The sequence below is a fragment of the Streptomyces sp. NPDC026672 genome (genome assembly GCF_040638185.1).
Lineage (GTDB): Bacteria > Actinomycetota > Actinomycetes > Streptomycetales > Streptomycetaceae > Streptomyces.
On sequence record NZ_JBEZXS010000017.1, the window covers coordinates 1 to 25,058 of the forward strand.

The 25,058-nt window shown below is 69.7% G+C and carries 24 protein-coding genes and 1 tRNA gene; 11 read left to right on the forward strand and 14 right to left on the reverse strand.

The window, feature by feature from the left end; all coding sequences use genetic code 11:
* Positions 1–206: 206 nt before the first annotated feature.
* Together AB0F77_RS20630 and AB0F77_RS20635 are read right to left on the reverse strand one after the other, a co-directional pair.
* Positions 207–518 (reverse strand): hypothetical protein, encoded by a 312-nt coding sequence (locus tag AB0F77_RS20630; protein WP_361950322.1) that lies wholly within the window; start codon positions 516–518, stop codon positions 207–209.
* On the reverse strand, positions 502–2,061 hold the full coding sequence (locus AB0F77_RS20635) for a hypothetical protein (protein WP_361950325.1): 1,560 nt from the start codon (positions 2,059–2,061) through the stop codon (positions 502–504). The genes AB0F77_RS20630 and AB0F77_RS20635 overlap by 17 nt, the downstream gene beginning before the upstream one ends.
* Before the next feature lie 452 nt (positions 2,062–2,513).
* Between AB0F77_RS20635 and AB0F77_RS20640 the strand changes: the two genes are divergently transcribed.
* The gene (locus AB0F77_RS20640; protein ID WP_361950328.1) at positions 2,514–2,846 is read left to right on the forward strand and encodes a tyrosine-type recombinase/integrase; all 333 of its coding nucleotides are present in this window, start codon (positions 2,514–2,516) and stop codon (positions 2,844–2,846) included.
* 420 nt (positions 2,847–3,266) lie between these two features.
* Positions 3,267–3,851 (forward strand): hypothetical protein, encoded by a 585-nt coding sequence (locus AB0F77_RS20645; RefSeq protein ID WP_361950331.1) that lies wholly within the window; start codon positions 3,267–3,269, stop codon positions 3,849–3,851.
* 503 nt (positions 3,852–4,354) lie between these two features.
* Here the strand turns inward: AB0F77_RS20645 and AB0F77_RS20650 are convergent.
* The 3 genes from AB0F77_RS20650 to AB0F77_RS20660 form a co-directional block, all read right to left on the reverse strand.
* Positions 4,355–4,428: transfer RNA gene (locus tag AB0F77_RS20650), tRNA-Pro, on the reverse strand.
* A gap of 32 nt (positions 4,429–4,460) precedes the next feature.
* Positions 4,461–5,252 (reverse strand): Pr6Pr family membrane protein, encoded by a 792-nt coding sequence (locus tag AB0F77_RS20655; protein WP_361950334.1) that lies wholly within the window; start codon positions 5,250–5,252, stop codon positions 4,461–4,463.
* Positions 5,253–5,396: 144 nt separating this feature from the next.
* Positions 5,397–6,323 carry a metallophosphoesterase gene (locus AB0F77_RS20660; protein ID WP_361950337.1) on the reverse strand — a complete coding sequence of 309 codons (927 nt, stop codon included), beginning with the start codon at positions 6,321–6,323 and terminating at the stop codon, positions 5,397–5,399.
* A gap of 175 nt (positions 6,324–6,498) precedes the next feature.
* On the opposite strand from AB0F77_RS20660, the gene AB0F77_RS20665 reads away from it, so the two are divergent.
* Positions 6,499–6,966 (forward strand): GatB/YqeY domain-containing protein, encoded by a 468-nt coding sequence (locus tag AB0F77_RS20665; RefSeq protein ID WP_361950340.1) that lies wholly within the window; start codon positions 6,499–6,501, stop codon positions 6,964–6,966.
* A gap of 248 nt (positions 6,967–7,214) precedes the next feature.
* On the opposite strand, the gene AB0F77_RS20670 is transcribed toward AB0F77_RS20665, so the two are convergent.
* Complete coding sequence (locus tag AB0F77_RS20670; protein WP_361950343.1) at positions 7,215–9,491, reverse strand: transglycosylase domain-containing protein; 2,277 nt, start codon at positions 9,489–9,491, stop codon at positions 7,215–7,217.
* Between the two features lie 611 nt (positions 9,492–10,102).
* Here AB0F77_RS20670 and wblA point away from each other — a divergent pair.
* Complete coding sequence (wblA, locus tag AB0F77_RS20675; protein WP_361950742.1) at positions 10,103–10,441, forward strand: transcriptional regulator WblA; 339 nt, start codon at positions 10,103–10,105, stop codon at positions 10,439–10,441.
* Positions 10,442–10,515: 74 nt separating this feature from the next.
* Here the strand turns inward: wblA and AB0F77_RS20680 are convergent, their stop codons facing one another.
* Both AB0F77_RS20680 and AB0F77_RS20685 read right to left on the reverse strand, forming a co-directional pair.
* Positions 10,516–11,826, reverse strand: coding sequence for an ArsA family ATPase (locus AB0F77_RS20680; protein WP_361950346.1), 1,311 nt, complete (start codon positions 11,824–11,826; stop codon positions 10,516–10,518).
* Positions 11,823–12,800 (reverse strand): ArsA-related P-loop ATPase, encoded by a 978-nt coding sequence (locus tag AB0F77_RS20685; RefSeq protein ID WP_361950348.1) that lies wholly within the window; start codon positions 12,798–12,800, stop codon positions 11,823–11,825. The genes AB0F77_RS20680 and AB0F77_RS20685 overlap by 4 nt, the downstream gene beginning before the upstream one ends.
* Positions 12,801–12,871: 71 nt before the next feature.
* On the opposite strand from AB0F77_RS20685, the gene AB0F77_RS20690 reads away from it, so the two are divergent.
* Genes AB0F77_RS20690 through AB0F77_RS20705 form a run of 4 tightly spaced genes read left to right on the forward strand, consistent with a single transcriptional unit; the run spans position 12,872 to position 15,260 of the window.
* Complete coding sequence (locus tag AB0F77_RS20690) at positions 12,872–13,030, forward strand: DUF4177 domain-containing protein (RefSeq protein ID WP_086024262.1); 159 nt, start codon at positions 12,872–12,874, stop codon at positions 13,028–13,030.
* Positions 13,027–13,491, forward strand: a complete 465-nt coding sequence (locus AB0F77_RS20695) for a RidA family protein (protein WP_361950352.1) — start codon at positions 13,027–13,029, stop codon at positions 13,489–13,491. Before AB0F77_RS20690 ends, AB0F77_RS20695 begins: the two co-directional genes overlap by 4 nt.
* Before the next feature lie 57 nt (positions 13,492–13,548).
* On the forward strand, positions 13,549–14,433 hold the full coding sequence (locus AB0F77_RS20700; RefSeq protein ID WP_361950355.1) for an NUDIX hydrolase: 885 nt from the start codon (positions 13,549–13,551) through the stop codon (positions 14,431–14,433).
* Positions 14,430–15,260, forward strand: a complete 831-nt coding sequence (locus AB0F77_RS20705; protein ID WP_361950358.1) for an MBL fold metallo-hydrolase — start codon at positions 14,430–14,432, stop codon at positions 15,258–15,260. The genes AB0F77_RS20700 and AB0F77_RS20705 overlap by 4 nt, the downstream gene beginning before the upstream one ends.
* Positions 15,261–15,521: 261 nt before the next feature.
* Here the strand turns inward: AB0F77_RS20705 and AB0F77_RS20710 are convergent, their stop codons facing one another.
* The gene (locus AB0F77_RS20710; RefSeq protein ID WP_030734182.1) at positions 15,522–16,196 is read right to left on the reverse strand and encodes a Crp/Fnr family transcriptional regulator; all 675 of its coding nucleotides are present in this window, start codon (positions 16,194–16,196) and stop codon (positions 15,522–15,524) included.
* Positions 16,197–16,506: 310 nt separating this feature from the next.
* On the opposite strand from AB0F77_RS20710, the gene nth reads away from it, so the two are divergent.
* From nth to AB0F77_RS20725, 3 genes are all read left to right on the forward strand, one after another.
* Positions 16,507–17,511, forward strand: a complete 1,005-nt coding sequence (nth, locus tag AB0F77_RS20715; protein ID WP_361950361.1) for an endonuclease III — start codon at positions 16,507–16,509, stop codon at positions 17,509–17,511.
* 97 nt (positions 17,512–17,608) lie between these two features.
* Complete coding sequence (locus tag AB0F77_RS20720) at positions 17,609–18,304, forward strand: CoA pyrophosphatase (RefSeq protein WP_361950364.1); 696 nt, start codon at positions 17,609–17,611, stop codon at positions 18,302–18,304.
* A 13-nt stretch (positions 18,305–18,317) separates the two neighbouring features.
* Positions 18,318–19,517: a MarP family serine protease gene (locus AB0F77_RS20725; RefSeq protein ID WP_361950367.1), complete on the forward strand. Its 1,200-nt coding sequence runs from the start codon at positions 18,318–18,320 to the stop codon at positions 19,515–19,517.
* 25 nt (positions 19,518–19,542) lie between these two features.
* Here the strand turns inward: AB0F77_RS20725 and AB0F77_RS20730 are convergent, their stop codons facing one another.
* The 5 genes from AB0F77_RS20730 to acs form a co-directional block, all read right to left on the reverse strand.
* Complete coding sequence (locus AB0F77_RS20730) at positions 19,543–19,722, reverse strand: hypothetical protein (protein ID WP_361950370.1); 180 nt, start codon at positions 19,720–19,722, stop codon at positions 19,543–19,545.
* A 127-nt stretch (positions 19,723–19,849) separates the two neighbouring features.
* Positions 19,850–20,773 (reverse strand): alpha/beta hydrolase, encoded by a 924-nt coding sequence (locus AB0F77_RS20735; protein ID WP_361950373.1) that lies wholly within the window; start codon positions 20,771–20,773, stop codon positions 19,850–19,852.
* Entirely contained in the window at positions 20,770–21,258 is a 489-nt protein-coding gene (locus AB0F77_RS20740; protein WP_361950376.1) for a phage holin family protein, read from the reverse strand. Before AB0F77_RS20740 ends, AB0F77_RS20735 begins: the two co-directional genes overlap by 4 nt.
* 91 nt (positions 21,259–21,349) lie before the next feature.
* The gene (gene nhaA, locus AB0F77_RS20745) at positions 21,350–22,792 is read right to left on the reverse strand and encodes a Na+/H+ antiporter NhaA (protein WP_361950379.1); all 1,443 of its coding nucleotides are present in this window, start codon (positions 22,790–22,792) and stop codon (positions 21,350–21,352) included.
* Between the two features lie 238 nt (positions 22,793–23,030).
* Positions 23,031–24,986 (reverse strand): acetate--CoA ligase, encoded by a 1,956-nt coding sequence (gene acs / locus AB0F77_RS20750; protein ID WP_361950382.1) that lies wholly within the window; start codon positions 24,984–24,986, stop codon positions 23,031–23,033.
* Positions 24,987–25,058 lie beyond the last annotated feature (72 nt).

Below are 25,058 nucleotides of genomic sequence, written 5' to 3' on the forward strand. Positions count from 1 at the left end.
GAGGCCCTGTTCGTATGCGCCCAGCGTCCCACGACCACCCGATCGGGACTCCCGTTCGACGCGCATCCCTCAAGATCGAAAAGACAACAGCTTCTTAGTTGAGCCTGACGTGCTCATTCGGAGCAAGTCCAGTCCTCTACAGTCCGGGACGGTCCTGGTACAGCTGCATCGTTTGGCCCCCGGCTGGCTTCTAGTACCGGGCACGTCTACCTGAGACGGATCAAGTTTGGAAGGCGAGTGGCGAGAGACTCGGCGGTGTATTCGGTGACTGGGGGCTGGTGTTGGTCCACCAGGTCACACAAGTTGTCCCAGTGGTCTAGAGCGTCCAGTTGCCGTTCGAAGTCGTCGAAGCGAACGGCCCCCCATCCATTGATGGCAAATTCCGTGAACAAGGACATCAGAACCGTGTAGTTCTGCTGGTAACGACCCGCGTCGCGGGCGGTGTCGATGGCGATCCAGCCACGATTTTGGCCGTTGACTTCGAAGTCGACCCGGCGGGTGTCAAAGTTGGCGGTCACGGAGCCGTTGGCGTGGGTAATGACGGCACGGCGTTGGGCCAGTGAGGTGGGCACATGCTTGGCGACGCGCATCCGCAAGTCGATGGTGCCGTGATGTGCAGAGGCTTCCAGCCAAGTGGGGGGCGATTTCTTGGCCGTACTCGGCGCGGACCTGGGTGGCGCGCGGGGCATAACGGCCAAGGGCACAGCCGGACCAGGTGATTGGGCCCTTACCGGTGATGTGCCGCATCAGTAGCAGCGGATGGATGGTGGTCTCGACGAAGGGGTGCAAAGTTCCGGGGACCTCGGTCCAGAGGCGGGCGTAGCTGGCTGGAGAGCGCGAGGCGCCCTCCAGAAGGTCGATGCGTACAGAGCGCACGCGGCCCAGCTCTTCCCGTAGGGCGTGCAAGGCAGCTGCGCCCAGTAGCCCAGGCTCGCTTGCGGTCAGGAAGCGCGAGTGGACAGGCAGTGGCTGTAGAAAGTAGGTGAGCGGGAGGGCCTTTTCTAGGCTGTAGTAGCTCAGAGCGAAGCCGTGAGTCATCAACTTCCCGGCCTCGTTGCGCAACACGGTGCGTTCGGCGCGACTGGAGGTGATGGGCTTCTCCACGGCGAAGGGAACGCCGGCTGCGGCCAAGGCCACGAGCTGAGTGAAGTGAGCAAATGTGGGCGAGGCGATGATAGTGGGAGCATGTTCACGCAGTGCAGTGGCTAGCACCTTGTCCGGGGAAGCCACATGTAACTGAGCGTCGTCGCCAATCACGGTGCGGGCGTTTGCGGTCTCGGGATCGTCGACCGAGGAGATCGTGATGCTGCTACGTCTGTAGCCCAGTGTCTTCAGTGCAGGCAGGATGCGATTCAAGGTGACGTCGCCAGCGCCGATGACCGAGACGGTCTGGGCGGTGCGGGTGTCGATGCCGGGGTGGGAACTGAGGACCACTGTGATTGCCACTCCCAGGTAGGCGAGACCGAAGACCGCCAGCGTAGTCCCGAACCGGTCGCCCGCATCAAGTTCGCCGATGAAGGCCTGCAGTAACGCCGTAATCCTACGCCCAGTCAGATCGCTTAGCAGCAGTACTTGGACGGCGAGAAGTAGCGGAAACATCAGAACGTACTCGGCTGGGTGAAAGATCGTGTAATAGCGCTCTATGAACGCCCGCAGCATGAGGTAGTAGAACATCCACACCACAGCCTCGGCGATCAGCAGCCAGCCCACTGCCGCGAGGAGCTGCGCCAGCGGAAACGGCAGGTCGGGGTGGATCGTATGACGAACCAGGTAAGCGGTGCCGGCTGCGGCGAGCACCGCTATGAAGTACCACTCGGTATAGGCGGCAGGGAAGTCTGGGCGCTGATTCGTCGTCGGAGGCTTGGCCGCGTTCCTGCGTCGTACGCCGTATTTCAGCCACTGGAGAGGCGATAACAGACGCATCAGGAAGAATAGGTGAAATACTGCAAAAGCTAAGGGAGATCGGCGCCCGCCCCAGATGTACGAGGACGTAGCCGGGCGGGTCGATACCCTCTGCATTGCCTGCGCGAGCCGCTCAAGATGTCGGCGATACATAGCCACGGCGAAAGGCTACTGAAGCACTACGGGATCCACCGCGGCTTGACCGGTTTGGACCGTTCAGACTCTCTGACTGGGCTGAGCGCAGCGTCTAGGTAGCGAGGGGAGTGTCGGGATCAAGGGCGTCCCCGCTGCCTGCGGCGCACCGCGACTGATGTTGTAGGCCCCTATTTGCTACTGGACCGCTCGCTCCCGAACGCGATTGCGCCCCTGGTGACCTTGGTTCCAGGACACCCGACCTGCTCGTTTGGCTCCGGCACCGTCCATCACAGCCCGGGACCGTTTCGGCGGAGTCGCCGCGTTTGGCCCCCCATGTGGGGTGACTGACTGCTGTATTTGCGCTGATCGGATGAAGGGCTGGAGAGATTGGGGAGGTGGCCGAGGCCCATTCGGTCGGGCCCCGCCGTCGTGCTGTTAGACCGCGATGAACAGCTCAGGAGCGGGCATTGAGGGGTATGGAATGGAGCCGGACCGGCCGTGTCTTCACGACCAGGACCGCCGAGCCGTTCGACGCGGCCAACGTTCGGCGCGACTTCAAGGCCATCGTGAGAAGGGCCTGCCTGAAGCCGGCGTGGACGCCGCGGGAGCTCCGGCACAGCTTCGTGTCCCTGCTCTCCGACCACGGCATCCCGCTGGAGACCATTGTCCTGCTGGTCGGTCACAGCAGCCAGGCGACGGCCGAGGCGGTTTACCGCAAACAGCTCCGGCCGGTGATCACAAAGGGGGGCGAAGCCAAGGACGATATTTTCGCCGATGACCAGGAGGAAGAGGACGGCGCGGTGGCCTGATCAGCTTCGTCTTCCCGACTGCTAGGTTCTTGCTGTGTATCCGTCACGGGCGCACAGCAAGTCATACGAGCCGTACGAGCGCTCATGGACAACCGGTGACTGGCTATCCGTACCCTCGGTTGCGGTTGACGTGACCAAGTCAGTAATCTGTGCGCTGGCCGAGCAGTGGCCGCGGCTTAGTTACTAGCCCGTGACTAGAAGTGGCTATAGCCCGAAGGCGCACCGCATCCTGTGATCGCTCAACCACGCTCGCCCTGACAGGCGTGGCGGATCACAGGACTGTCATGGCGGAGCCAGGATGATGACGTGGCGAAAAACCACCGCCGCAAGCGTGATGCGCAGCGCTGTCAGGAAGAAACCGGTGAGGGTTATCAGGCGGCGCTAAATGCAGTACACGGCTAGTCTCCCTCCATTCAAGCGGTGGCAACGGCCCGCCAGGTTGTAATTTCAGGTAACCGTGAAATCGTCGATCAGTTGATCGCCGAATGGTTGTGCGTGCCTCTGAACGAACAGTGGTGGGCAGCCGTGGAGATGGCTCTGATGGACGACGCATTGAACCCTGCTCGGCTCGACGAAAACTGTCTCGCTCTCCTTTGTACGCTGGCAGGTTCTGAGTACCGCAGGTTGGTGCCGCTGTGGATGAGTAGGGCACTTGGTGGCCGGCTCGGCCTCCTGAGCGAGCAGACGGGCATCGACGCTACCGACCACGAAAGCCCCGAAGCTGTTCTGCTGAAATCAGAGTTCGGTGACAAACGGCTTTCGTTCGTGCTCGGTGGCCTGACAGAGCAGGAAAGGCAGGTGCTCCAAAGCTGGCCGGACTCGGCGGCTCCTGGGGAGAGGCTGCGATTTTTCAAGGTTTGGACGCAAAGACGGGCGAGCGGGTCCGGTGCAAGCTCGGGCGCCTCGGGGCAGAGCAGATCCGTCGCCGAGGCGGTGGCGCGATGGGCACTCTCCTTGATGCTCTCCCAGAACTGCTGGGCGGTCTCAGTGCGGGGCTCCTTCTGATGGGAGCTGGCTGGATGGCTCGCAAGGTGCACTGTCGCGGTACGGTTCAGCGTCCACCTTGCCAGTCACCGTTCTCTACAGCGAGAACCCTGACGGTCGCCCTGATCGTTTCGCAAGCAGCCTGCTGGCACTGTCGTGCTTCACGTTGTCGAGGGCCGCGTGCTGTGGCTCATGCTGACCGAGACGCGGCTCTCCGACGGTACGTTTTCCGCTCAGCCGTTGCCCAGTTAGCTGCTGGTCCTGAAACCTACGGTGCCCGAGACGCTTGGGCACCGGTGGCGACGTTGTGGAGTCGTGGGGATATGAGGGCAGTCCCTGAGGCGCATGGCGCAGTGTAGATAGCGGTCTTCTGGAGGCTGCTGAGACCTGTGATCACTGAGGATGCCAAGCTCTGCGCGCACCTTTGCTGACGACCAGGCATCGCAGCTTGATCGCATTCGTTTGGCCCCATGCACGACAGAGGGGCCTGGTGCTACTTGCACACCAGGCCCCTCTGACCAGCGTCGGGGTGGCGGGATTTGAACCCACGACCTCTTCGTCCCGAACGAAGCGCGCTGCCAAGCTGCGCTACACCCCGATGTCGCTGTTCCTGCGGCGACGTCGTTTACTTTAGCCCACTGGTGGCCGGAGACGAAATCCGGTTTTGGGGCCGCGGCGGACGGGGTTCGGGCGGGCGTGGTCGAGGGCCACCATGAGGACCGCCAGGGCGTAGAACGCGAGGCCCAGGAGGAGCGCGTTGGCGAGGGCGCTGCGGTAGCCGTGCTGGTCCACGTCCAGGAAGGGGTACAGGTACCGGTCCGCCGTCCCCGGGATGAGCAGCTCGCCCCGGGCGAGGGAGAAGGCCAGGTACGCCAGGGGATACAGCAGCCACGCGGCCAGCTGCCGCAGGTGCAGGCGGCCCGATGCCGTGAGCAGGAGCCAGTCCGCCAATGCCGCCGCCGGCACCAGCGTGTGGAGCACCTGGAGCGCGGTCCACTGGCCGTGCCACGCCACCGGCGGCCGGGTCGCGCCGGTCATGGAGAACGGCGGCGTCGCGTGTCCCAGCAGCAGGTGGTAGACCAGCGCCGAGATCAGCACGTAGAACAGCGCCGCGCCCGTCACCGACGACGACAGGGGCTTGCGGGCGGACGACGCCCGCTGGGCCGCGGCGATCATGACCACGGCGAGCACGATGTTGCTCTGGACGCTGAAGTAGCTGAGCATCCTGGCCGGGGGACCCAGGAGCAGTTCCAGTGCCACGGCCGCGAGCGCCGTCAGGGCGGTCAGTACGCGGAACGCCGCGGTCAGGGGGTGGCGGGTGGGAGCCACCACCGCCGTGGCCGGGACGGGGGCGGGCAGCAGGGGGGAAGTGCGGGGGACCGCGGGCAGGTCCGGTATGTCCCTGGGTATCGGTGCCGTCATGCCCCTCACGCTAAGCAGGACGGGCAAATGGGGCGATGCGGACGGGACCGGTCGGGTTATCCCGACCGGTCCCGTGTGCTCTCGTCCAATCCGTCAGGTCGTGATCTGTCCGGTCGGCCACTCCCGGCCCGCCGGCCACTCCCGTTACTCCCGCCCCACCAACGTCAGCAGCGACGCCTCCGGTGGGCAGGCGAACCGTACCGGCGTGTAGCGGTTGGTGCCGCAGCCCGCCGAGACGTGCAGGTACGACGTCCGGCCCTCCGCCGTGTGCCGGGACAGGCCCTTCACGCGGTCCGTGTCGAGGTCGCAGTTGGTGACCAGCGCGCCGTAGAAGGGGATGCAGAGCTGGCCGCCGTGCGTGTGGCCGGCCAGGACCAGCGGATAGTCATCCGCCGTGTACGAGTCCAGGACCCGCAGGTACGGCGCGTGCACCACGCCCATCGAGAAGTCCGCGTCGTCCGACGGACCGCCCGCCACCTGCGCGTACCGGTCCCGCTTGATGTGCGGGTCGTCCAGGCCGGTCATCTCCACCGTGACGCCGTCGATCTTCAGCGTGCCCCTGGTGTTCGTGAGGTTCACCCAGCCGGCCGCGTCGAAGCCGTCCCGCAGGTCCTCCCACGGGTTGTGGATCACGCCGACGGCCGGGGCGTTGCCGTTGAGCCCGTGGCGGCCGCTGGTCTTCTCCAGCAAGTAGCGGGCGGGGTTGCGGAGTTTGGGGCCGTAGTAGTCGTTGGAGCCGAAGACGTACGCGCCCGGGAACTCCATCAGCGGGCCCAGCGCGTCCAGCGCCTCCGGCACGCCCTCGGGGTCGGACAGGTTGTCCCCGGTGTTGATCACGAAGTCCGGCCGCAGGGTCGCCAGCGAGCGCAGCCAGCGCTGCTTCTTGCGCTGCCCGCTCACCATGTGGATGTCGGAGACCTGGAGCACGCGCAGGGGGCGCATGCCCGCCGGGAGCACCGGGATCGTCACCCGGCGGAGCCGGAAGGAGCGGACTTCGACGCCCGCCGCGTAAGCCAGACCGGCGGCGCCGGCCGCCACGATTCCCAGGGGTACTCCGTATCGCGCGCGCATACGACCATCGTGTCAGACGCCCGGACCCGCCCGGGACCGGCCGCCCCCCCAACTCCCGGCCGGACCACCCCCCAACTCCCGTACCGGCCACGCGTCCGGTCCAGAAGGCCGGTCCCCCGACCCGCAGGTCAAATCGGGAGGCGTCGGGTCCGGCGCACCTGCGACAATCGACGGCATGACCACCACGCTCAAGTCGAAGCTTCACGACGACCTCAACGCCGCGATCAAGGAGCGGAACGAGCTGCGTTCCTCGACGCTCCGGCTGACGCTCGCCGCGATCACCAAGGAGGAGGTCGCGGGCAAGGAGAAGCGCGAGCTCTCCGACGACGAGGTCCTCAAGGTGATCACCAAGGAGGCGAAGAAGCGGCGTGAGGCCGCGGACGCCTTCGCGCAGGGTGGCCGCCCGGAGCAGGCCGAGCGGGAGAAGGCGGAGGGCGAGGTGCTCGCCGAGTACCTGCCCAAGCAGCTCTCGGACGACGAGCTGAACACCATCGTCGCCCAGGCCGTCGAGGAGGCGAAGGCGGCCGGGGCGGAGGGCCCGCGGGCCATGGGCGCCGTCATGAAGATCGTGAACCCCAAGGTCGCCGGCCTCGCCGAGGGCGGCCGGGTCGCCGCCGTGGTGAAGAAGCTCCTCCAGGGCTGAGCCGCCTTCGGCCGCGGGGCCACGGGCCACATGCGCGCCGCACGGGGCAACGGGCAGTATCCGCACGCACGGGGCGAAGGGCCGTACCCCGCGCCAGGGGTCACGGGCCGTATCCCCATGCACGCGGGCCACGGGCCGCACGGCGGACGCCGACCGGCGCGGCACGACGACGGGGCCGCATCCTCGGAGAGAGGATGCGGCCCCGTCGTACTACGACCTGCGCGGCTCAGCGGCCGGCGACTCCGCGGCTAGCCCCGTCCCCCGCCGAAGCCTCCCCGGTTCCCCCCGTCGCCCTGGCCCTGGAAGAAGCCGTCGGGGAAGGAGAACGTGGGGTTCGGGGACGTCCCGCCGTTCTGGCCGCCGGGCCCGTTGCCGTTGCCGGGCCGGTTCCCGTTGTCGCCGCCGTTGTTGCCGCGGTCCTGGCCGTCGCCCTCGTCGCCCCGGTCCTTCACGGGGTCCGGGATGTCGATCAGGTTGAACTCCGGCGCGGGCTTGCCCGCCAGCGCGCCCGTCATCATGTCGCGCCAGATCGGACCGGGGACCTCACCGCCGTACACCTTGGCGTGCGGGATGCCGCCGATGGTGATGTTGACCATCTTGCGGTCGTGCGCCGGGTCGCCGACCCAGACCGCGCCCGCCATGTTCGGCGTGTAGCCGACGAACCAGGCCGCGTAGCGCTCGTCCGTCGTACCGGTCTTGCCCGCGCTGGCCCGGCCGCTCAGGCCCGCCTGCTGGCCGGTGCCGTCCTCGACGACGCCCTTGAGGAGCGTGCTCACGGTGTCCGCGGTGTTCTCCGACATCGCCCGCGAGCAGGTCGACTTCGGCACCTCCAGGGACTTCTTCTGGCTGCCCACGGTCTGCGTGATCGACTCGATGGCGACCGGTGTGCAGTACATGCCGCGCGAGGCGAAGGTGGCGTACGCGCTCGCCATCGTCAGCGGCGACATCTCCTGCGTGCCGAGCGCGATCGACGGCTCCTGCTGCATCTTGCCGCCGTCGGCGCGCTCCACGCCCATCTTCTTGGCCATGGTGGTGACCGGGCAGATGCCGATGTCGGCGATGAGCTGCACGTAGTAGGTGTTGACCGACTTGGCGGTCGCCTCCTTCATGCCGTACGGCCCGTGCTCCGACTCGTTCTCGTTCGTCAGGTCGGCCGGCTTGGTCGTGCTGTTGCGCCAGGTCCGGCCGTCGCACTGGGCGATCGGGCTCGGGTAGTTCATCTTGTACGGCGACGAGTACTCCTGGGTCGGCGGCTTGCCGCCCTCCAGGGCCGCTGCGGCCACGATCGGCTTGAACGTCGAACCGGGCTGGTAGCCCATGCCGCCGCCCATGCTCTTGTCCACGGACAGGTTGATCTGCGTCTCGTCCTTGCCGAAGCCGTACGGCCGGGACTGTCCCATCGCGAGGATCTTGCCGGTGCCGGGCTCGACGATGGCGGCGGCGGTCGCCACGGCGTCGCTCTTGTACACGTGCTGCTTTATCGACGACTGGACCGAGTTCTGGGACTGCGGGTCCAGCGTCGTACGGATCGTCAGACCGCCCTGGTTCCAGACCTTCGCGCGGTCCTCGCGGGTCTTGCCGAAGACCGGGTCGGTGAGGAACACCTCACGCACGTAGTCGCAGAAGAAGCCGGCGCCCTTGACCGCGGTGATGCAGCCGTTCTTCGGCTTGCTCGGGTGCAGGCCGAGCGGCTCCTTGGCCGCCCGGTCCGCCTCCGCCCGCGAGACGTCGCCGACCTCGGCCATGCGCTCGAGCACCGTGTTGCGGCGCTTGGTGGCCTCGGCCTCGTCGTTGACCGGGTCGTACCGGCTGGGCGACTGGACGATGCCGGCCAGCAGCGCGGCCTCGGGGAGCGTGAGGTCCTTGGCGTGCTTGGAGAAGTAGCGCTGGGACGCCGCCTCGACGCCGTACGCCTGCTCGCCGAAGAACGTGATGTTCAGGTAGTTCTCGAGGATCTTCTTCTTGCCGAGCTCTTCCTCGATCTGGATGGCGTACTTCAGCTCCTGGACCTTGCGGCCGAGCGTCTGCTGGGTGGCCTGGGCGACCTTCGTCGGGTCGTCGCCGGCCTCCTCCACGAAGTAGTTCTTCACCAGCTGCTGGGTGAGCGTCGAGGCGCCCTGGGAGACCCCGCCGCTCTGCGCGTTCTTGTTCAGGGCGCGCAGCACGCCCTTCAGGTCGATCGCGCCGTGCTGGTAGAAGCGCGAGTCCTCGATGGCGACGATCGCCTTCTGCATGTACGGCGACATGTCCTTGAGGTCCACCACCGTGCGGTCGCGCGAGTAGACCGAGGCGATCTGGCCGCCCTGGTTGTCCAGGATGGTGGTCCGCTGGCTCAGCTGGGGGCTCTGCAGGTTCGCGGGGATCTCGTCGAAGCCCTGGACCGAACCCTTGGCCGCGAGTCCGAGCGCGCCGGCCGCGGGCAGCGCGATGCCTGCCATGACGGCTCCCGCGAGCACACTGACACCGAGGAACTTGGCGGCCTGCTGCGTTGGCGACAGACCACCGCCCGAGCGCTTCTTTGGCATGGGGGCAGCCTAATCCGTAGAGATGAGCGTTCCGGTGGAGCGGGTGCCCCTCGGGATGTTCGCGTACACGATCGTGACATCCGGGAGGCGGGCCGGGGGCGGGCGGGACGGGCGCGGAGGGTCCGCCACCCCGGGCTCCGGGGGCCGCGCGGGACCGTGGCACGGCAGATCCGGGCGGCCCTACGTTGTCATTCGCCGGACACGCGTATATGCCTTGGCCTAAGCTGCTCTCAACTGTCACAGCAGTGCGGCTACGTATCAATACGTCCGGCGACCCCGAATCGTTCCGGATCCTCTTGGCCTTTTTACGACGGGTTCGCCGCCGGGCACGTCGAGTCGTGTGGGAGGCGCGCCCGAATCCGCCTCGTGTGTCGCCTGACGCCCGTTGTGACACATCACAGCTGTCCCGGTTTGCCGGGATGGTCGCGCATGTCGTCAGCTCACTCCCGCGGGTGATCTGCCGCTTACCCATAGTCCGTTCGGGCCATTCAAGATTGGGCCCGAAGGGGGTGTTGCGCTGTGCCCACCTTCCGTAACGTCCTCAACTGGCGGCGGTGAATATGCCGCTGCCGCCGTGGGGGAGCCTCGATTCGGGAGAGGACGGCGCCGGTATGGGCTGGGTAACCGACTGGAGTGCGCAGGCTGCTTGCCGCACTACCGATCCGGATGAACTGTTCGTGCAGGGAGCAGCGCAGAACAGGGCCAAGGCGGTGTGCACCGGATGCCCGGTACGCACGGAATGCCTGGCCGACGCGCTGGACAACCGCGTCGAGTTCGGCGTGTGGGGAGGCATGACGGAGCGCGAGCGCCGCGCACTGCTGCGTCGGCGGCCCACCGTGACCTCCTGGCGCCGGCTCCTGGAGACCGCGCGCTCGGAGTACGAGCGCGGCGCCGGCATCGTGCCCCTCGACAGCGACGAGGTGTACGAGAACTACGCAGCGGTCGGCTGACGCCTTCCGCGGGCCTTCACGGGCCTTTCCGCACGGAGCCGTGGCCGCACCATGGCCGCTCTGGGGGACGGACCTCAGTTCTCCGTGCGTGTTTCGGGCAGCTCGTGCCGATGGGCCGCGAGCCGGTCCCCGATGTCCCGCAGGCCCGAGAGATCGTGCACGTCACCGGGGAGCGCGGCCACTTCCACCACGGCCACCTCGGGGTGGCGGGCGGCGAAGCGGTCACGCGTGCGCTGCTCACGGGAGAGCAGTTGCATACGGTCCGCGTGCAGTCTCAACAGACCCGCGGTGAGCCGGTCGACGTCCCGGTCCGCGCCGGGGGAGTGGCGCTCGGATGCGGGAGATTCTGAACTGTCGTACGTGTCGGGAGAGTTACGAAGTCTTGCTTTCCCGCCCCCCTGATCGACAATGCGGGGCTCCTCAAGATTTTCCGCGGCGGCGAGCGCCCGCTCGGCCGACAGCCGGTCGGCGCCGCTGCCGTGGACCCGGTTGAGGACCAGCCCGACCAGCGGCATGGCCTCCGCGGCCAGCCGCTCCACGAAGTACGCGGCCTCGCGCAGTGCGTCCCGCTCCGGCGCCGCCACCACCAGGAACGCCGTACCGGGCGCCTGGAGCAGTTTGTACGTCGCGTCCGCGCGCGTGCGGAAACCGCCGAACGTCGTGTCCATCGCGGCCACGAACGTCTGCACGTCCTTCAGCAGCTGACCGCCCAGCAGCTTGCCCAGCGTCCCCGTCATGATGGACATGCCGACGTTGAGGAACGCCATGCCCGCGCGCCCGCCCAGCTTCGCGGGCGCCGTCAGCAGCCGGATCAGCTTGCCGTCCAGGAACGAGCCGAGCCGCTTGGGTGCGTCCAGGAAGTCCAGTGCCGAGCGGGACGGCGGGGTGTCGACGACGATCAGGTCCCACTCGTCCCGGGCCCGCAGCTGGCCCAGCTTCTCCATCGCCATGTACTCCTGCGTGCCCGCGAAGCCCGCCGAGAGCGACTGGTAGAAGGGGTTGGCCAGGATCGCGGCCGCCCGCTCCGGGTCCGCGTGCGCCTCGACGACCTCGTCGAAGGTGCGCTTCATGTCGAGCATCATGGCGTGCAGTTCGCCCTCGCCCTCGGTGCCCTTCACCCGGCGCGGCACGTTGTCCAGCGAGTCGATGCCCATGGACTGGGCGAGCCGCCGGGCCGGGTCGATGGTCAGCACGACCACCTTGCGGCCGCGCTCGGCGGCCCGCAGCCCCAGCGCCGCCGCGGTCGTCGTCTTCCCGACGCCGCCCGAGCCGCAGCACACCACGATCCGGGTCGCCGGATCGTCGAGCAGCGCGTCGACGTCGAGCACGCGCGTGGGAGAGGGGCGGTGGCGGGCCGCGTCCTGCGCCTCCGGGTCCGGACTCATGACATCCCCTGTTCCCGCAGCTCGTGGGCGAGTTGGTACAGGCCCGCCAGGTCCATGCCCTCGGCGAGCAGCGGCAGTTCGTGCAGTGGCAGGTCCAGTTCGCCGAGGACCGCGCGCTGCTCCTGCTCCAGCGCGTACCGCTCGGCGTACTCGGCGGCCTGGGCCAGCAGCGGGTGCACCAGCCGCTCGGCGTTCCCGCCGCGCCGCGCGCCACCGAGGCCGGCCGCCGACAGCGACCGGGCGACGGCGGTGCGCGGCACGCTCCGTACGTGTTCCAGGTCGGCGCCGTCCAACACCTCCGGGCGCACCATGTTCACGATGATCCGGCCCACCGGCAGCCGCGCCGCGCGCAGTTCGGCGATGCCGTCGGCGGTCTCCTGGACCGGCATCTCCTCCAGCAGGGTGACCAGGTGCACGGCGGTCTCGGGGGACTTCAGCACCCGCATGACGGCCTGCGCCTGATTGTGTATCGGACCGATCTTCGCGAGGCCCGCCACCTCGTCGTTGACGTTCAGGAAGCGGGTGATGCGGCCCGTGGGGGGCGCGTCCATGACGACGTAGTCGTAGACGAAGCGGCCCGCCCTGTCCTTGCGGCGCACCGCCTCGCACGCCTTGCCGGTCAGCAGCACGTCCCTGAGGCCGGGCGCGACGGTGGTGGCGAAGTCGATCGCGCCGAGCTTCTTCAGGGCCCGGCCGGCGCTGCCCAGCTTGTAGAACATCTGGAGGTAGTCCAGAAGCGCCAGTTCGGGGTCGATGGCGAGGGCATGGACCTCGCCGCCCCCGGGAGCGACGGCGATCTTCCGCTCCTCATAGGGAAGCGCGTCCGTCTCGAAGAGCTGTGCGATGCCCTGCCTGCCCTCCACCTCCACGAGGAGCGTACGCCTGCCCTCGGTGGCGAGGGCCAGCGCGAGAGCGGCGGCGACCGTCGTCTTTCCGGTCCCGCCCTTGCCGCTGACGACCTGGAGCCTGCTCACGTCTTCGAGCCTAACCAGTCCGCCGACCGGCTACGCGGGAGGCTGTGGATAACAGCGGATACAGTCGGCCCATGACCAAGTGGGAATACGCAACCGTGCCTCTGCTCGTCCATGCCACGAAGCAGATTCTGGACAATTGGGGCGAGGACGGCTGGGAGCTCGTCCAGGTCGTGCCCGGACCCAACCCCGAGCAGCTCGTGGCGTACCTGAAGCGGGAGAAGCAGGCATGAGCGCGGTCGAGGACAAGCTCGCGGAACTCGGGCTGACCCTGCCGGAGGTCGTGCCGCCGCTGGCCGCCTACCAGCCGGCCGTGCGGTCCGGCGTGTACGTCCACACCTCGGGCCAGCTGCCCATGGTGGACGGCAAGCTCCCGGTCACCGGGAAGGTCGGCGCGGAGGTCACCGCGGAGGAGGCCAAGGACCTGGCCCGGGTGTGCGCCCTGAACGCCCTGGCCGCCGTGAAGTCGGTCGCCGGCGACCTGGACCGCGTCGCGCGCGTGGTGAAGGTCACCGGGTTCGTCGCCTCGGCCGCCGACTTCACCGGGCAGCCCGGCGTCGTCAACGGCGCGAGCGAGCTGCTGGGCGCGGTCCTCGGCGACAGGGGCGTGCACGCCCGCAGCGCCGTGGGTGTCGCCGTACTGCCGCTCGACGCTCCCGTGGAGGTCGAGATCCAGGTCGAGCTGCTGCCGTAACGCCCTGCTCACAGGACCCTCTCGAACATTCGCGCACATCGGGATAGCCTCCGCCTCATGGCGAATGGGCAGTGGTATCCCCCGGAGTGGCCGGACCGTATCCGCGCGCTCGCGGACGGCACCCTGACGCCCGTGGACCCCAGACGCGCGGCCACGGTGCTCCTGCTGAGGGACGGTCCGGCCGGCACACCCGGTGCCGGACCCGCCGTCCACATGCTGCGCAGACGCGCCTCCATGGCCTTCGCCGGAGGCGCGTACGCGTATCCCGGCGGCGGTGTCGACCCACGCGACGACGACCAGGACATCCGCTGGGCGGGTCCCACCCGCGCGTGGTGGGCACGGCGGCTCGGCGTGGACGAGGCGGGGGCGCAGGCGATCGTCTGCGCGGCCGTCCGGGAGACGTACGAGGAGGCCGGCGTCCTGCTCGCCGGACCCGACCCCGACTCGGTCGTGGACGACACCACCGGCGCGGACTGGGAGGCCGACCGGGCCGCCCTGGTCGCCCGGGACTTCTCCTTCGCGCAGTTCCTGGACCGGCGGGGGCTGGTACTGCGCTCCGACCTGCTGGGGGCCTGGACCCGCTGGATCACCCCGGAGTTCGAGTCCCGCCGCTACGACACCTGGTTCTTCGTCGCCGCCCTCCCACGCGGACAGCGCACCCGCAACGCCTCCACCGAGGCCGACCGCACGGTGTGGATCGAGCCGCGGGAGGCCGCCGCCGGGTACGACAAGGGCGAGCTGCTGATGATGCCGCCCACCATCGCGACCCTGCGCCAGCTGATCCCGTACGCCACCGCCGCCGAGGCGCTGGAGGCGGCACCCGCGCGCGACATGACCCCCGTACTGGCCCGGGCCCGCCTCGTGGACGGCGAGATCGTGCTGGCCTGGCCGGGGCACGACGAGTTCACCAAGCACATTCCGACCGGCGGGAGCCTCGCATGACGGACGCAACCGCCCTGCCCGGCCGGCCCAGGGGAGAAGTCCTCTCGGGTCCCGCCACGGCGCGGGCCGTCAACGTCCTGGCGCCCAACGCCTCCCCGATGACCCTGGACGGCACGAACACCTGGATCGTCGCCGAGCCGGGCTCCGACCTGGCCGTGGTGATCGACCCCGGACCGCTGGACGACGGCCATCTGCGGAACGTCGTGGACACGGCCGAGCGGGCCGGTCTGCGCGTGGCGCTCACGCTGCTCACCCACGGCCACCCCGACCACGCGGAGGGCGCCGCCCGCTTCGCCGGGCTGACCGGGACGAAGGTACGGGCGCTGGATCCCGCGCTGCGGCTCGGTGACGAGGGGCTGGCCGCCGGGGACGTCGTCGCCGTCGGCGGGCTGGAGCTGCGGGTCGTGCCCGCGCCCGGCCACACCGCGGACTCCCTGTGCTTCCACCTCCCGGCCGACGGTGCGGTCCTGACCGGTGACACGGTCCTCGGGCGCGGTACGACGGTCGTGGCGCACCCGGACGGCCGTCTCGGGGACTACCTGGACTCCCTGCGGCGCCTGCGCTCCCTCACGGTCGACGACGGCGTCCGGACGATCCTCCCGGGCCACGGTCCGGTCCTTGAGGACGCCCAGGGCGCGATCGAGTTCTACCTGGCCCACCGTGCCAGCCGGCTCGCCCAGGTCGAAACGGCGGTCGAGAACGGCTTCCGCACCCCCGGGGAGGTGGTCGCCCACGTCTACGCGGATGTCGACCACTCCCTGTGGCCGGCGGCGGAACAGTCGGTTCGGGCGCAGTTGGAGTACCTGCGCGAACACGGGTTGATCTAGCCGACCGGGGGCCGGGGACCGGCGACTGACGGCCGGGCACGGGGACGGTGTGTCCCACGCGCGGGCGTGGGCGGGAGCGGCGGAGAGCTGCGGCTTCGCCCCGGTGAGCGGCCGTCGGCCCACCGCGCCCCGCGCGCGGAGCGCGCACGGGCGGGCCGCGGGGCCCAGGACGCTCGGCGACATCGTCCCGTCACGCGCGTGGGTACGACGGCGGGGTGCCGCCTCCTGGGAGGCCGCACCCCGTTGTCGTACCCCTTGGGCTCAGCGTGAGCGCTTCGCCAGGCGTTCCACGTCCAGGAGGATCACCGCGCGGGCCTCCAGGCGGAGCCAGCCGCGCTGGGCGAAGTCGGCCAGGGCCTTGTTCACGGTCTCGCGGGAGGCGCCGACCAGCTGGGCCAGCTCCTCCTGCGTGAGGTCGTGCACGACGTGGATGCCCTCCTCGGACTGCACGCCGAAGCGGCGCGACAGGTCCAGCAGGGCACGGGCCACACGGCCCGGCACGTCGGAGAAGACCAGGTCGGACATCGCGTCGTTGGTCTTGCGCAGGCGGCGGGCGACTGCGCGCAGCAGGGCGCCGGCCACCTCGGGCCGCACATTCAGCCAGGGCTGGAGGTCGCCGTGGCCGAGACCGAGGAGCTTGACCTCGGTGAGGGCGGTGGCGGTCGCCGTACGCGGGCCGGGGTCGAAGAGCGACAGCTCACCGATCAGCTCGCCGGGACCGACGACGGCCAGCATGTTCTCGCGGCCGTCGGGGGAGGTGCGGTGCAGCTTGACCTTGCCCTCGGTCACCACGTAGAGCCGGTCCCCCGGGTCGCCCTCGTGGAAGAGCGAGTCGCCTCGCGCGAGGGTCACCTCACTCATGGAGGCGCGCAGCTCGGCGGCCTGCTCGTCGTCGAGAGCCGCGAAGAGCGGGTTGCGCCGCAGAACGTCGTCCACGAGTTCTCTCCTTGTCGACCTGCTCAGAGGATCTTGCTCCCCCGTGTACCAGGGGACCGTGTTCCCCATCTTGCCGGACGGTCCAAACAGTGTGATCTGTCACAAGGATGCCGCACAGGTGTGCCGAGATAAGCGGCAGGGGTCCAATTGGGGGCCGATCTTCGGGGTCCGGGGCGGATGTCGGTGCCGGGCTCTAGGCTGGCCGGGTGTCCAAATCGCCGGTAGAGCACAGGCCGAGGGGGCTGGGTGGGTGGTTGTACGTCGTGATTCCGCTGTGGGCGAACAGGTCCCCGATGGTGGTGACAAAAGGGTGAAAAAGCCGCAGAGCGCTGGGGTGGAGCAGTCCGGGTCGAGCGAGGCTCCGGCCGGGAAGACCGCGAAGGCGACGAAGGCCGCCAAGGCTCCCGCGAAGAGCGTGGCGAGAACGGAGGCCAAGGCGACGCCGGCCAAGAAGGCGGCTGCCAAGAAGGCGACCCCCGCCAAGAAGACCGCCGCCGCCGAGAAGGTCCCCGCAGGGCAGGCCCCCGCCAAGCCGCCCCGCGACGAGTCGCACACCGCTCTCGTCCGCCGGGCCCGGCGGATCGACCGCGAGCTCGCCGAGGTGTACCCCTACGCCCACCCCGAGCTCGACTTCGAGAACCCGTTCGAGCTGCTCGTCGCCACGGTGCTGTCCGCGCAGACGACCGACCTCAGGGTCAACCAGACCACTCCGGGCCTGTTCGCCAAGTACCCCACCCCAGAGGACCTGGCCGCCGCCAACCCGGAGGAGGTCGAGGAGATCCTGCGGCCCACCGGGTTCTTCCGGGCCAAGACCAAGTCGGTCATAGGGCTCTCCAAGGCCCTCGTCGAACAGTTCGACGGTGAGGTCCCCGGCCGGCTGGAGGACCTGGTCACCCTGCCCGGCGTCGGCCGCAAGACCGCCTTCGTCGTGCTCGGCAACGCCTTCGGCCGCCCGGGCATCACCGTCGACACGCACTTCCAGCGGCTGGTGCGGCGCTGGCAGTGGACCGAGGAGACCGAGCCCGACAAGATCGAGGCCGCCGTCGGCGCGCTCTTCCCCAAGAGTGAGTGGACGATGCTCTCCCACCACGTGATCTTCCACGGCCGCCGCATCTGCCACGCCCGCAAGCCCGCCTGCGGCGCCTGCCCCATCGCCCCGCTCTGTCCGGCGTACGGCGAGGGCGAGACCGACCCGGAGAAGGCGAAGAAGCTCCTGAAGTACGAGAAGGGCGGCCTCCCGGGCCAGCGCCTCAAGCCCCCGCAGTCCTACCTCGACGCGGGCGGCAGGCCGGCGCCGCCCCTGGGGGCCGCGTGAGGAGCGGGCCGGAACCACCGGCCGGGTCAACTCACGTTGACCGTCCGGAACGATCGCGGGCCCGCAGGGCGTTGGACACGGCAGAACGGGGGTGGGCATGACGCACAGGAGCGACACGCAGGACGGCCCGGTGACGGTCGGCACGGAGGGACTGCCAGGCTGGCTCGACCCGGTGGTGCGGGTGGTGGAGACGGTCGAGCCGCGCCAGCTCAGCCGCTTCCTGCCGCCGGAGGACGGGGCGGGCCGCCAGTCGGCCGTGCTGATCCTCTTCGGTGAGGGCGAGCGCGGCCCCGAGATGCTGCTCACCGAGCGCGCCACCTCCCTGCGCTCACACGCCGGGCAGCCCTCCTTCCCGGGCGGCTCCCTCGACCCCGAGGACGGCGACCCGACGGCCGACGGGCCGCTGCGGGCCGCTCTCCGCGAGGCCGAGGAGGAGACCGGACTTGATCCCTCGGGCGTGCGTCTCTTCGGCGTGCTGCCCCGGCTCTACATCCCCGTGAGCAGCTTCGTCGTCACACCCGTGCTCGGCTGGTGGCAGCGGCCCAGCCCGGTCGGCGTGGTCGACCCGAACGAGACGGCCCGGGTCTTCACGGTCCCCGTGGCGGATCTCACGGACCCGGCCAACCGCGTCACGACGGTCCACCCCAGCGGTTTCCGAGGTCCGGCATTTCTGGTCGAATCGGCACTTGTGTGGGGGTTCACGGCAGGCATCATCGACCGCCTCCTGCACTTCGCGGGCTGGGAACGCCCCTGGGACCAGGAGAAGCAGGTCCCGCTCGACTGGCGCGCATGACAGGGTGGCGTCCGTGAATGTGCTGGACATCCTGCTGCTGGTCGCTGCCGTGTGGTTCGCGATCGTGGGCTACCGCCAGGGGTTCGTCGTCGGCGTCCTGTCGGTGATCGGCTTCCTGGGCGGCGGCCTCGTCGCCGTCTACACGCTGCCCGTGATCTGGGACGCCCTGACCGACAACGCGGAGGTCAGCACGACCGCCGCCGTCGTCGCGGTGATCGTCGTCATCGTCTGCGCCTCCGTCGGCCAGGCGCTGACCACCCACCTCGGCAACAAGCTGCGCCGGTACATCACGTGGTCCCCGGCCCGCGCCCTGGACGCCACCGGCGGCGCCCTGGTGAACGTCGTGGCGATGCTGCTGGTCGCCTGGCTGATCGGCTCGGCCCTCGCCGGGACGACCCTGCCGACGCTCGGCAAGGAGGTCCGCAGCTCCAAGGTGCTCCTCGGCGTCTCCCAGGCGCTGCCGACGCAGGCGAACACCTGGTTCGCGGACTTCTCCTCGGTCCTCGCGCAGAACGGCTTCCCGCAGGTCTTCAGTCCGTTCTCCAGCGAGCCGATCACCGACGTCCAGCCGCCCGACCCCGCCCTCGCGGGCAGCGCCGTCGCCACCCGCTCCCAGCGCTCCATCGTCAAGGTCGTGGGCACGGCCGAGAGCTGCGGCAAGGTCCTGGAGGGGTCGGGCTTCGTCTTCGCCGACCGCCGGGTGATGACCAACGCGCACGTCGTGGGCGGCGTGGACGAGCCCACCGTCCAGATAGGCGGCGAGGGCCGCAGGTACGACGCCCGGGTCGTGCTCTACGACTGGCGGCGCGACATCGCCGTACTCGACGTGCCCGACCTCAAGGCGCGCGCCCTGAAGTTCTCCACCGGGGACGCGAAGAGCGCCGACAGCGCCATCGTCGCCGGCTTCCCGGAGAACGGGGCGTACGACGTCCGGGCGGCACGCGTGCGCGGGCGCATCACGGCCAACGGCCCGGACATCTACCACCGCGGCACGGTCCGCCGCGACGTCTACTCCCTGTACGCGACCGTCCGCCAGGGCAACTCCGGCGGCCCGCTGCTCACGCCCGACGGCAAGGTCTACGGCGTCGTCTTCGCCAAGTCACTGGACGACGCCGACACCGGCTACGCCCTCACGGCGGACGAGATCCAGCAGGACATCGCCAAGGGCCGCACGGCGAACGAACAGGTCGGGACCGACAGCTGCGCCCTCTAGGGACCGCCGGAGAGGCCCTGGGGGGTCAGCCGCGTGCGTGGCGCAGTCGTACCGAGACCCAGCGGGCCCTGCGGCGCAGGATGCGCGGAATGCCCACCCGGAGGTCCGCGCCCGCGACCTGCGGGGTCCCTCCCCGATGGGGGTTCAGACCGCCGGTCGTGCGGCGGTTGCGGGATGCGTCACTGTAGTCGTGCGTCCAGCCCATACCCGTGCGTCTGCCCCCGCTCCAAGGTCGATAACCTCCCCGACACGCCCCAATCGGCCTATGCGCCGGGCATGTGGCTGTTCGAAGAACAGGCGTTCAGGTCCGGATACCGGGCGCGGTCGCGCGGTCACCGATCGGGTTCGGGATCCTTCAGCCAGTTGATCAGCTCGGCGGAGAACAGCGCCGGGTCCTCCTCGTGCGGGAAGTGCCCCAGCCCGTCGAACAGCCGCCAGCGGTACGGCGCTTCGACGTACTCGCCCGATCCGGCGGCGCTGCGGGTGCGCAGCACCGGGTCCAGCGAGCCGTGCAGGTGCAGCGTCGGCACCCGCACCGGCCGCTTCATGCGCCGGTTGAACTGGATGCCGTCGGGCCGCGCCAGCGAGCGCACCAGCCAGCGGTACGGCTCGACGGAGCAGTGCGCCGTCGACGGGATGCACATGGCCCGCCGGTACGTCCGCACCGCCTTGTCGTCCGGCGCGCTCGGCCCGGACCACTCCTGGATCAGCCGGCCCACCAGCGCCCCGTCGTCCGCGGTGAGCTGCCGCTCGGGGACCCACGGCCGCTGGAACCCCCAGATGTAGGAGCCTGCGGAGGTCTGCCGGGGGTCGCGCAGCATCGCCGAGCGCCAGCGCCGGGGATGCGGCATCGACACCACCGCGAGGCGTCGTACGAGCTTCGGGCGCATCGCGGCGGCCGTCCACGCCAGATAGCCGCCCAGGTCGTGCCCGACCACCGCGGCGTCGGGCTCGCCCAGCGAGCGGATCACCCCGGTCACGTCGAGGGCCAGGTTCGCCGGGTCGTACCCGCGGGGCGTGCGGTCGCTGCCGCCCACGCCCCGCAGGTCCATGGCGACGGCACGGAAGCCCGCGTCGGCGAGCGCGGTCAGCTGGTGCCGCCACGTCCACCAGAACTGGGGGAAGCCGTGCAGCAGCAGCACGAGCGGGCCGTCGCCCAGCTCCGCGATGTGGAAGCGCGCGCCGTTCGCGGCGACGTCCCGGTGGGTCCAGGGGCCTTCGGCGCGTACGACCGAGGCTGCGGCAGGGTCCGTCATGACGCCGAGCGTGCCACAGCCTCGATGGCTTCGGGCACCCGATCCTGCGGAAGTTCCGGACGAGGGTGCGGCTTGGCGTTCTGGAGGACGCCGGCCGTCTCCTTCATCGACGCGGCCACCTTCTGCGGGCCCTTGCTCTTCTTGGCCTTCTTCGCGAAGACCAGGCCGATCAGCGCTAGCACGCCGGCGACGAGGACGTTGGCCGCGAAGGACAGCAGGAAGCACACCGCGAGGTTCCAGTGGCTCCAGGTCCGGATGCCGTACGCCAGCGCGAAGTTGAGCATCGGCAGGGAGAACAGCAGCAGCACCCCGGCCGCCGAGAACGCGCCGCCGCTGGTCGCACCGCGCTTGACGTCCTGCTTGAGCTGCGCCTTGGCCAGCGCGATCTCGTCGTGCACCAGCGCCGACATCTCGGTCGTCGCCGAGGCGAACAGCTGGCCGATGCTGCGTTCGGCGCCGACCGGGCTGCCGTCGGGTGCGCTCATCGCCGTCTCCCTGTTTTCCACGTCTGGGTCCGTACGCTTCCGTCCTACGCCTGACTGCGCACGGTCCCGTCTTTTGTACCGTCTCGTCAGATCATGCCGGACGGTCGTCCTCCTCGCCTGCCCCGCCCGCCACTTCGGCAAGCCCGTGCCGTCCCGCGGCCCGCTCGGCGGCGATACGGCGGTGCTCGGCGGCCTTGCGTTCATGCATCTCCGCCATGCGCAGGTGGTATGCCGGGTCGTCCTGTTCGTAGACGTCCGGGATGCCGTCCTGGTCGTCGTCGCGCTCCTCGTCCGCGCACATCCTGCGGTACTTGGCGTTGCGCAGCCTCAGCAGCACGGTCGCGCAGCCGGCCGCGATCAGCGACCCGGTGAGCACGGCCGCCTTGACCTCGTCGGTGAGCACCGTGTCGCCCTCGAAGGCGAGTTCACCGATCAGCAGCGAGACGGTGAACCCGATGCCGGCCAGCACGGCGACCGCGAAGACGTCGGCCCAGGCGAGGTCGTCGTCGAGCCTGGCCCGGGTGAAGCGGACGGTCAGCCAGGTGCCGCCGAAGACACCGACCGTCTTGCCGACGACCAGACCGAGCACCACCCCGAGCGTCTCCGGCCGTGCGAACACGTTCGCCAGCGCCGCCCCCGACACCGGCACTCCGGCGCTGAACAGCGCGAACAGCGGCACGGCCAGTCCCGCCGACAGCGGGCGCACCAGGTGCTCGATGTGTTCACCGGGGGAGCGCCGTTCACCCGTGCGGGTGGTGCAGCGCAGCATCAGGCCCATCGCGACGCCCGCGATCGTCGCGTGGACGCCGCTGTTGTACATCAGCCCCCAGACGACGAGCGCCAGCGGCACGTACACGTACCAGCCGCGCACGCCGCGGCGCAGCAGCAGCCAGAACACGGCCAGCGCGACGACGGCCCCGGCGAGCGCGGCGACGTTGATGCGGTCGGTGAAGAAGACCGCGATGATCAGGATGGCGAACAGGTCGTCGACGACTGCCAGCGTCAGCAGGAAGGCGCGCAGGGCGCTCGGCAGGGACGTGCCGATGACGGCGAGCACGGCGAGCGCGAAGGCGATGTCGGTGGCGGTCGGCACCGCCCAGCCCGCGCCCGAGCCGCCGTCCGTGAGGGCGGTGAGCGTGTAGACGAGCGCCGGTACGGCCATGCCGCACAGCGCGGCGACGACCGGCAGGACGGCCGCCCTCGGGTCGCGCAGGTCCCCGGCGACGAGTTCGCGCTTGAGCTCGATGCCGGCGACGAAGAAGAACACGGCCAGCAGCCCGTCCGCCGCCCAGTGCGCGACGGAGAGGTCGAGGCCGAGGGCCGCGGGGCCGAAGTGGAAACCGGAGACGCTCGCGTAGCTGTCGTGCGCCCCGGGGACGTTCGCCCACACCAGCGCCGCGATCGCGGCGATCAGCAGCAGGACCCCGCCCACGGTCTCGGTGCGCAGCGCGTCCGCGACGAAGGTCCGCTCGGGCAGGGACAGCCGTCCGAGCAGTCTGCGGGCCTTGGTACTGGCGATGCGGGGCGCGGTCACGGGGGAGACCTCCGGTCGGTGGGCACGACATGTCCTGTGCCGACCAGACTTCCCGGCTCACCCAGTGGATGGTTCTCCACGCTTTGCCTATTTTACCCGGCGCGCGGGGAGGGGGCGGGGCCGCCGCCGGGAGTTGCGCGGTGCGGGTGTGGGTGTGGGGTGCGGGGAAGGGGTGCCCCGCTGGTGCGGGACACCCCTTGAGGAGCCGTGTGTTCGGGTCGCCGGGAGGGCGACGGGCTCAGTCCTCGCTGGTCGCGGCCGGGAGCTTGGCCTGGATGAGGTCCATGACCGTCGAGTCGGTCAGGGTGGTGACGTCTCCGAGCTGGCGGTTCTCGGCGACGTCGCGCAGGAGGCGGCGCATGATCTTGCCGGAGCGGGTCTTGGGGAGTTCCGCGACGGGCAGGATCCGCTTGGGCTTGGCGATCGGTCCGAGCGTGGCGCCCACGTGGTTGCGCAGGTCGGTGACGAGGCCGTCGTCCTCGGACGCGGTGCCGCGCAGGATGACGAAGGCGACGATGGCCTGGCCCGTGGTCTCGTCGGTGGCGCCGACGACGGCCGCTTCCGCGACCGAGGGGTGGGAGACGAGGGCCGATTCGACCTCGGTGGTGGAGATGTTGTGCCCGGAGACGAGCATGACGTCGTCGACCCGGCCCAGGAGCCAGATGTCACCGTCGTCGTCCTTCTTCGCCCCGTCGCCGGCGAAGTACCTGCCCTCGAAGCGCGACCAGTACGTGTCGAGGAAGCGCTGGTCGTCGCCCCAGATGGTGCGCAGCATGGACGGCCACGGCTCGGTCAGGACGAGGTAACCGCCGCCGCCGTCGGGCACCTCGTTCGCCTCGTCGTCCACCACGGTCGCCGAGATGCCGGGCAGCGGGGTCTGCGCTGAGCCGGGCTTGGTCTCGGTCACGCCCGGCAGCGGCGAGATCATCATGGCGCCGGTCTCGGTCTGCCACCACGTGTCGACGACCGGTGTGCGGTCGGCGCCGATGTGCTTGCGGTACCAGACCCACGCCTCGGGGTTGATCGGCTCGCCCACCGAGCCCAGCACGCGCAGGGAGGACAGGTCGAACTTGGCGGGGATGTCGTCGCCCCACTTCATGAACGTGCGGATCGCCGTCGGCGCCGTGTACAGGATGGTGACCCCGTACTTCTGCACGATCTCCCAGAAACGGCCCTGGTGCGGGGTGTCCGGCGTGCCCTCGTACATGACCTGGGTCGCGCCGTTGGCCAGCGGCCCGTACACGATGTACGAGTGCCCGGTCACCCAGCCGACGTCGGCCGTGCACCAGTACACGTCCGTCTCCGGCTTCAGGTCGAAGACCGCCCAGTGCGTGTACGACGTCTGGGTGAGGTAACCGCCCGAGGTGTGCAGGATGCCCTTCGGCTTCCCGGTCGTCCCCGATGTGTACAGGATGAACAGCGGGTGCTCCGCCTCGAACGCCTCCGGCGTGTGCTCGGCGGACTGCCGCTCCACGATCTCGTGCCACCACACGTCGTGCTCGTCGTTCCAGGCGACGTCCTGGCCGGTGCGCCGCACCACGAGCACGTGCTCCACGCTGTCCACCCGCGCCACCGCGTCGTCCACGGCTGGCTTGAGCGCGGACGGCTTGCCGCGCCGCCAGCCCCCGTCCGAGGTGATGACGACCTTGGCGTCGGCGTCCTGGATGCGCGTGGCGAGCGCGTCCGCCGAGAAACCGCCGAAGACCACCGAGTGCGCGGCGCCGATACGGGCCGAGGCCAGCATCGCGATGGCCGTCTCCGGGATCATCGGCATATAGATCGCGACCCGGTCGCCCGCCCCCACGCCCAGCTCCAGCAGCGCATTCGCGGCCCGCGAGACCTCGTCCTTCAGCTCCGCGTAGGTGATCGACCGACTGTCGCCCGGCTCACCCTCGAAATGGATGGCCACCCGGTCCCCGTGACCCGCCTCGACATGCCGGTCCACGCAGTTGTACGCCACGTTCAGCTTGCCGTCCGCGAACCACTTCGCGAACGGCGGATTCGACCAGTCGAGCGTCTGCGTCGGCTCCTCGGCCCAACTCAGCCGGCGGGCCTGCTCGGCCCAGAAGCCGAGCCTGTCAGCCTTGGCCTGTTCGTACGCCTCCGCCGTGACGTTGGCATCCGCGGCCAGGTCAGCGGGCGGCGCGAAGCGTCGCTCCTCCCTCAAGAGGTTGGCCAGGCTTTCGTTGCTCACGACATCTCCCTTTCGAAGGGTGTCCGTTGTGTCCCAGGCCACAGCTCATCAGACCCGGGGGCCCGATGACAA

Coding starts and splice junctions, on each gene's coding strand:
- AB0F77_RS20640 (WP_361950328.1), top strand. CDS start 2,514: ATGGAATGGAGCCGGACCGGCCGTGTCTTCACGACCAGGACCGCCGAG.
- AB0F77_RS20655 (WP_361950334.1), bottom strand. CDS start 5,252: ATGACGGCACCGATACCCAGGGACATACCGGACCTGCCCGCGGTCCCC.
- AB0F77_RS20660 (WP_361950337.1), bottom strand. CDS start 6,323: ATGCGCGCGCGATACGGAGTACCCCTGGGAATCGTGGCGGCCGGCGCC.
- AB0F77_RS20665 (WP_361950340.1), top strand. CDS start 6,499: ATGACCACCACGCTCAAGTCGAAGCTTCACGACGACCTCAACGCCGCG.
- AB0F77_RS20670 (WP_361950343.1), bottom strand. CDS start 9,491: ATGCCAAAGAAGCGCTCGGGCGGTGGTCTGTCGCCAACGCAGCAGGCC.
- wblA (WP_361950742.1), top strand. CDS start 10,103: ATGGGCTGGGTAACCGACTGGAGTGCGCAGGCTGCTTGCCGCACTACC.
- AB0F77_RS20680 (WP_361950346.1), bottom strand. CDS start 11,826: ATGAGTCCGGACCCGGAGGCGCAGGACGCGGCCCGCCACCGCCCCTCT.
- AB0F77_RS20690 (WP_086024262.1), top strand. CDS start 12,872: ATGACCAAGTGGGAATACGCAACCGTGCCTCTGCTCGTCCATGCCACG.
- AB0F77_RS20695 (WP_361950352.1), top strand. CDS start 13,027: ATGAGCGCGGTCGAGGACAAGCTCGCGGAACTCGGGCTGACCCTGCCG.
- AB0F77_RS20700 (WP_361950355.1), top strand. CDS start 13,549: ATGGCGAATGGGCAGTGGTATCCCCCGGAGTGGCCGGACCGTATCCGC.
- AB0F77_RS20705 (WP_361950358.1), top strand. CDS start 14,430: ATGACGGACGCAACCGCCCTGCCCGGCCGGCCCAGGGGAGAAGTCCTC.
- AB0F77_RS20720 (WP_361950364.1), top strand. CDS start 17,609: ATGACGCACAGGAGCGACACGCAGGACGGCCCGGTGACGGTCGGCACG.
- AB0F77_RS20730 (WP_361950370.1), bottom strand. CDS start 19,722: ATGGGCTGGACGCACGACTACAGTGACGCATCCCGCAACCGCCGCACG.
- AB0F77_RS20735 (WP_361950373.1), bottom strand. CDS start 20,773: ATGACGGACCCTGCCGCAGCCTCGGTCGTACGCGCCGAAGGCCCCTGG.
- AB0F77_RS20740 (WP_361950376.1), bottom strand. CDS start 21,258: ATGAGCGCACCCGACGGCAGCCCGGTCGGCGCCGAACGCAGCATCGGC.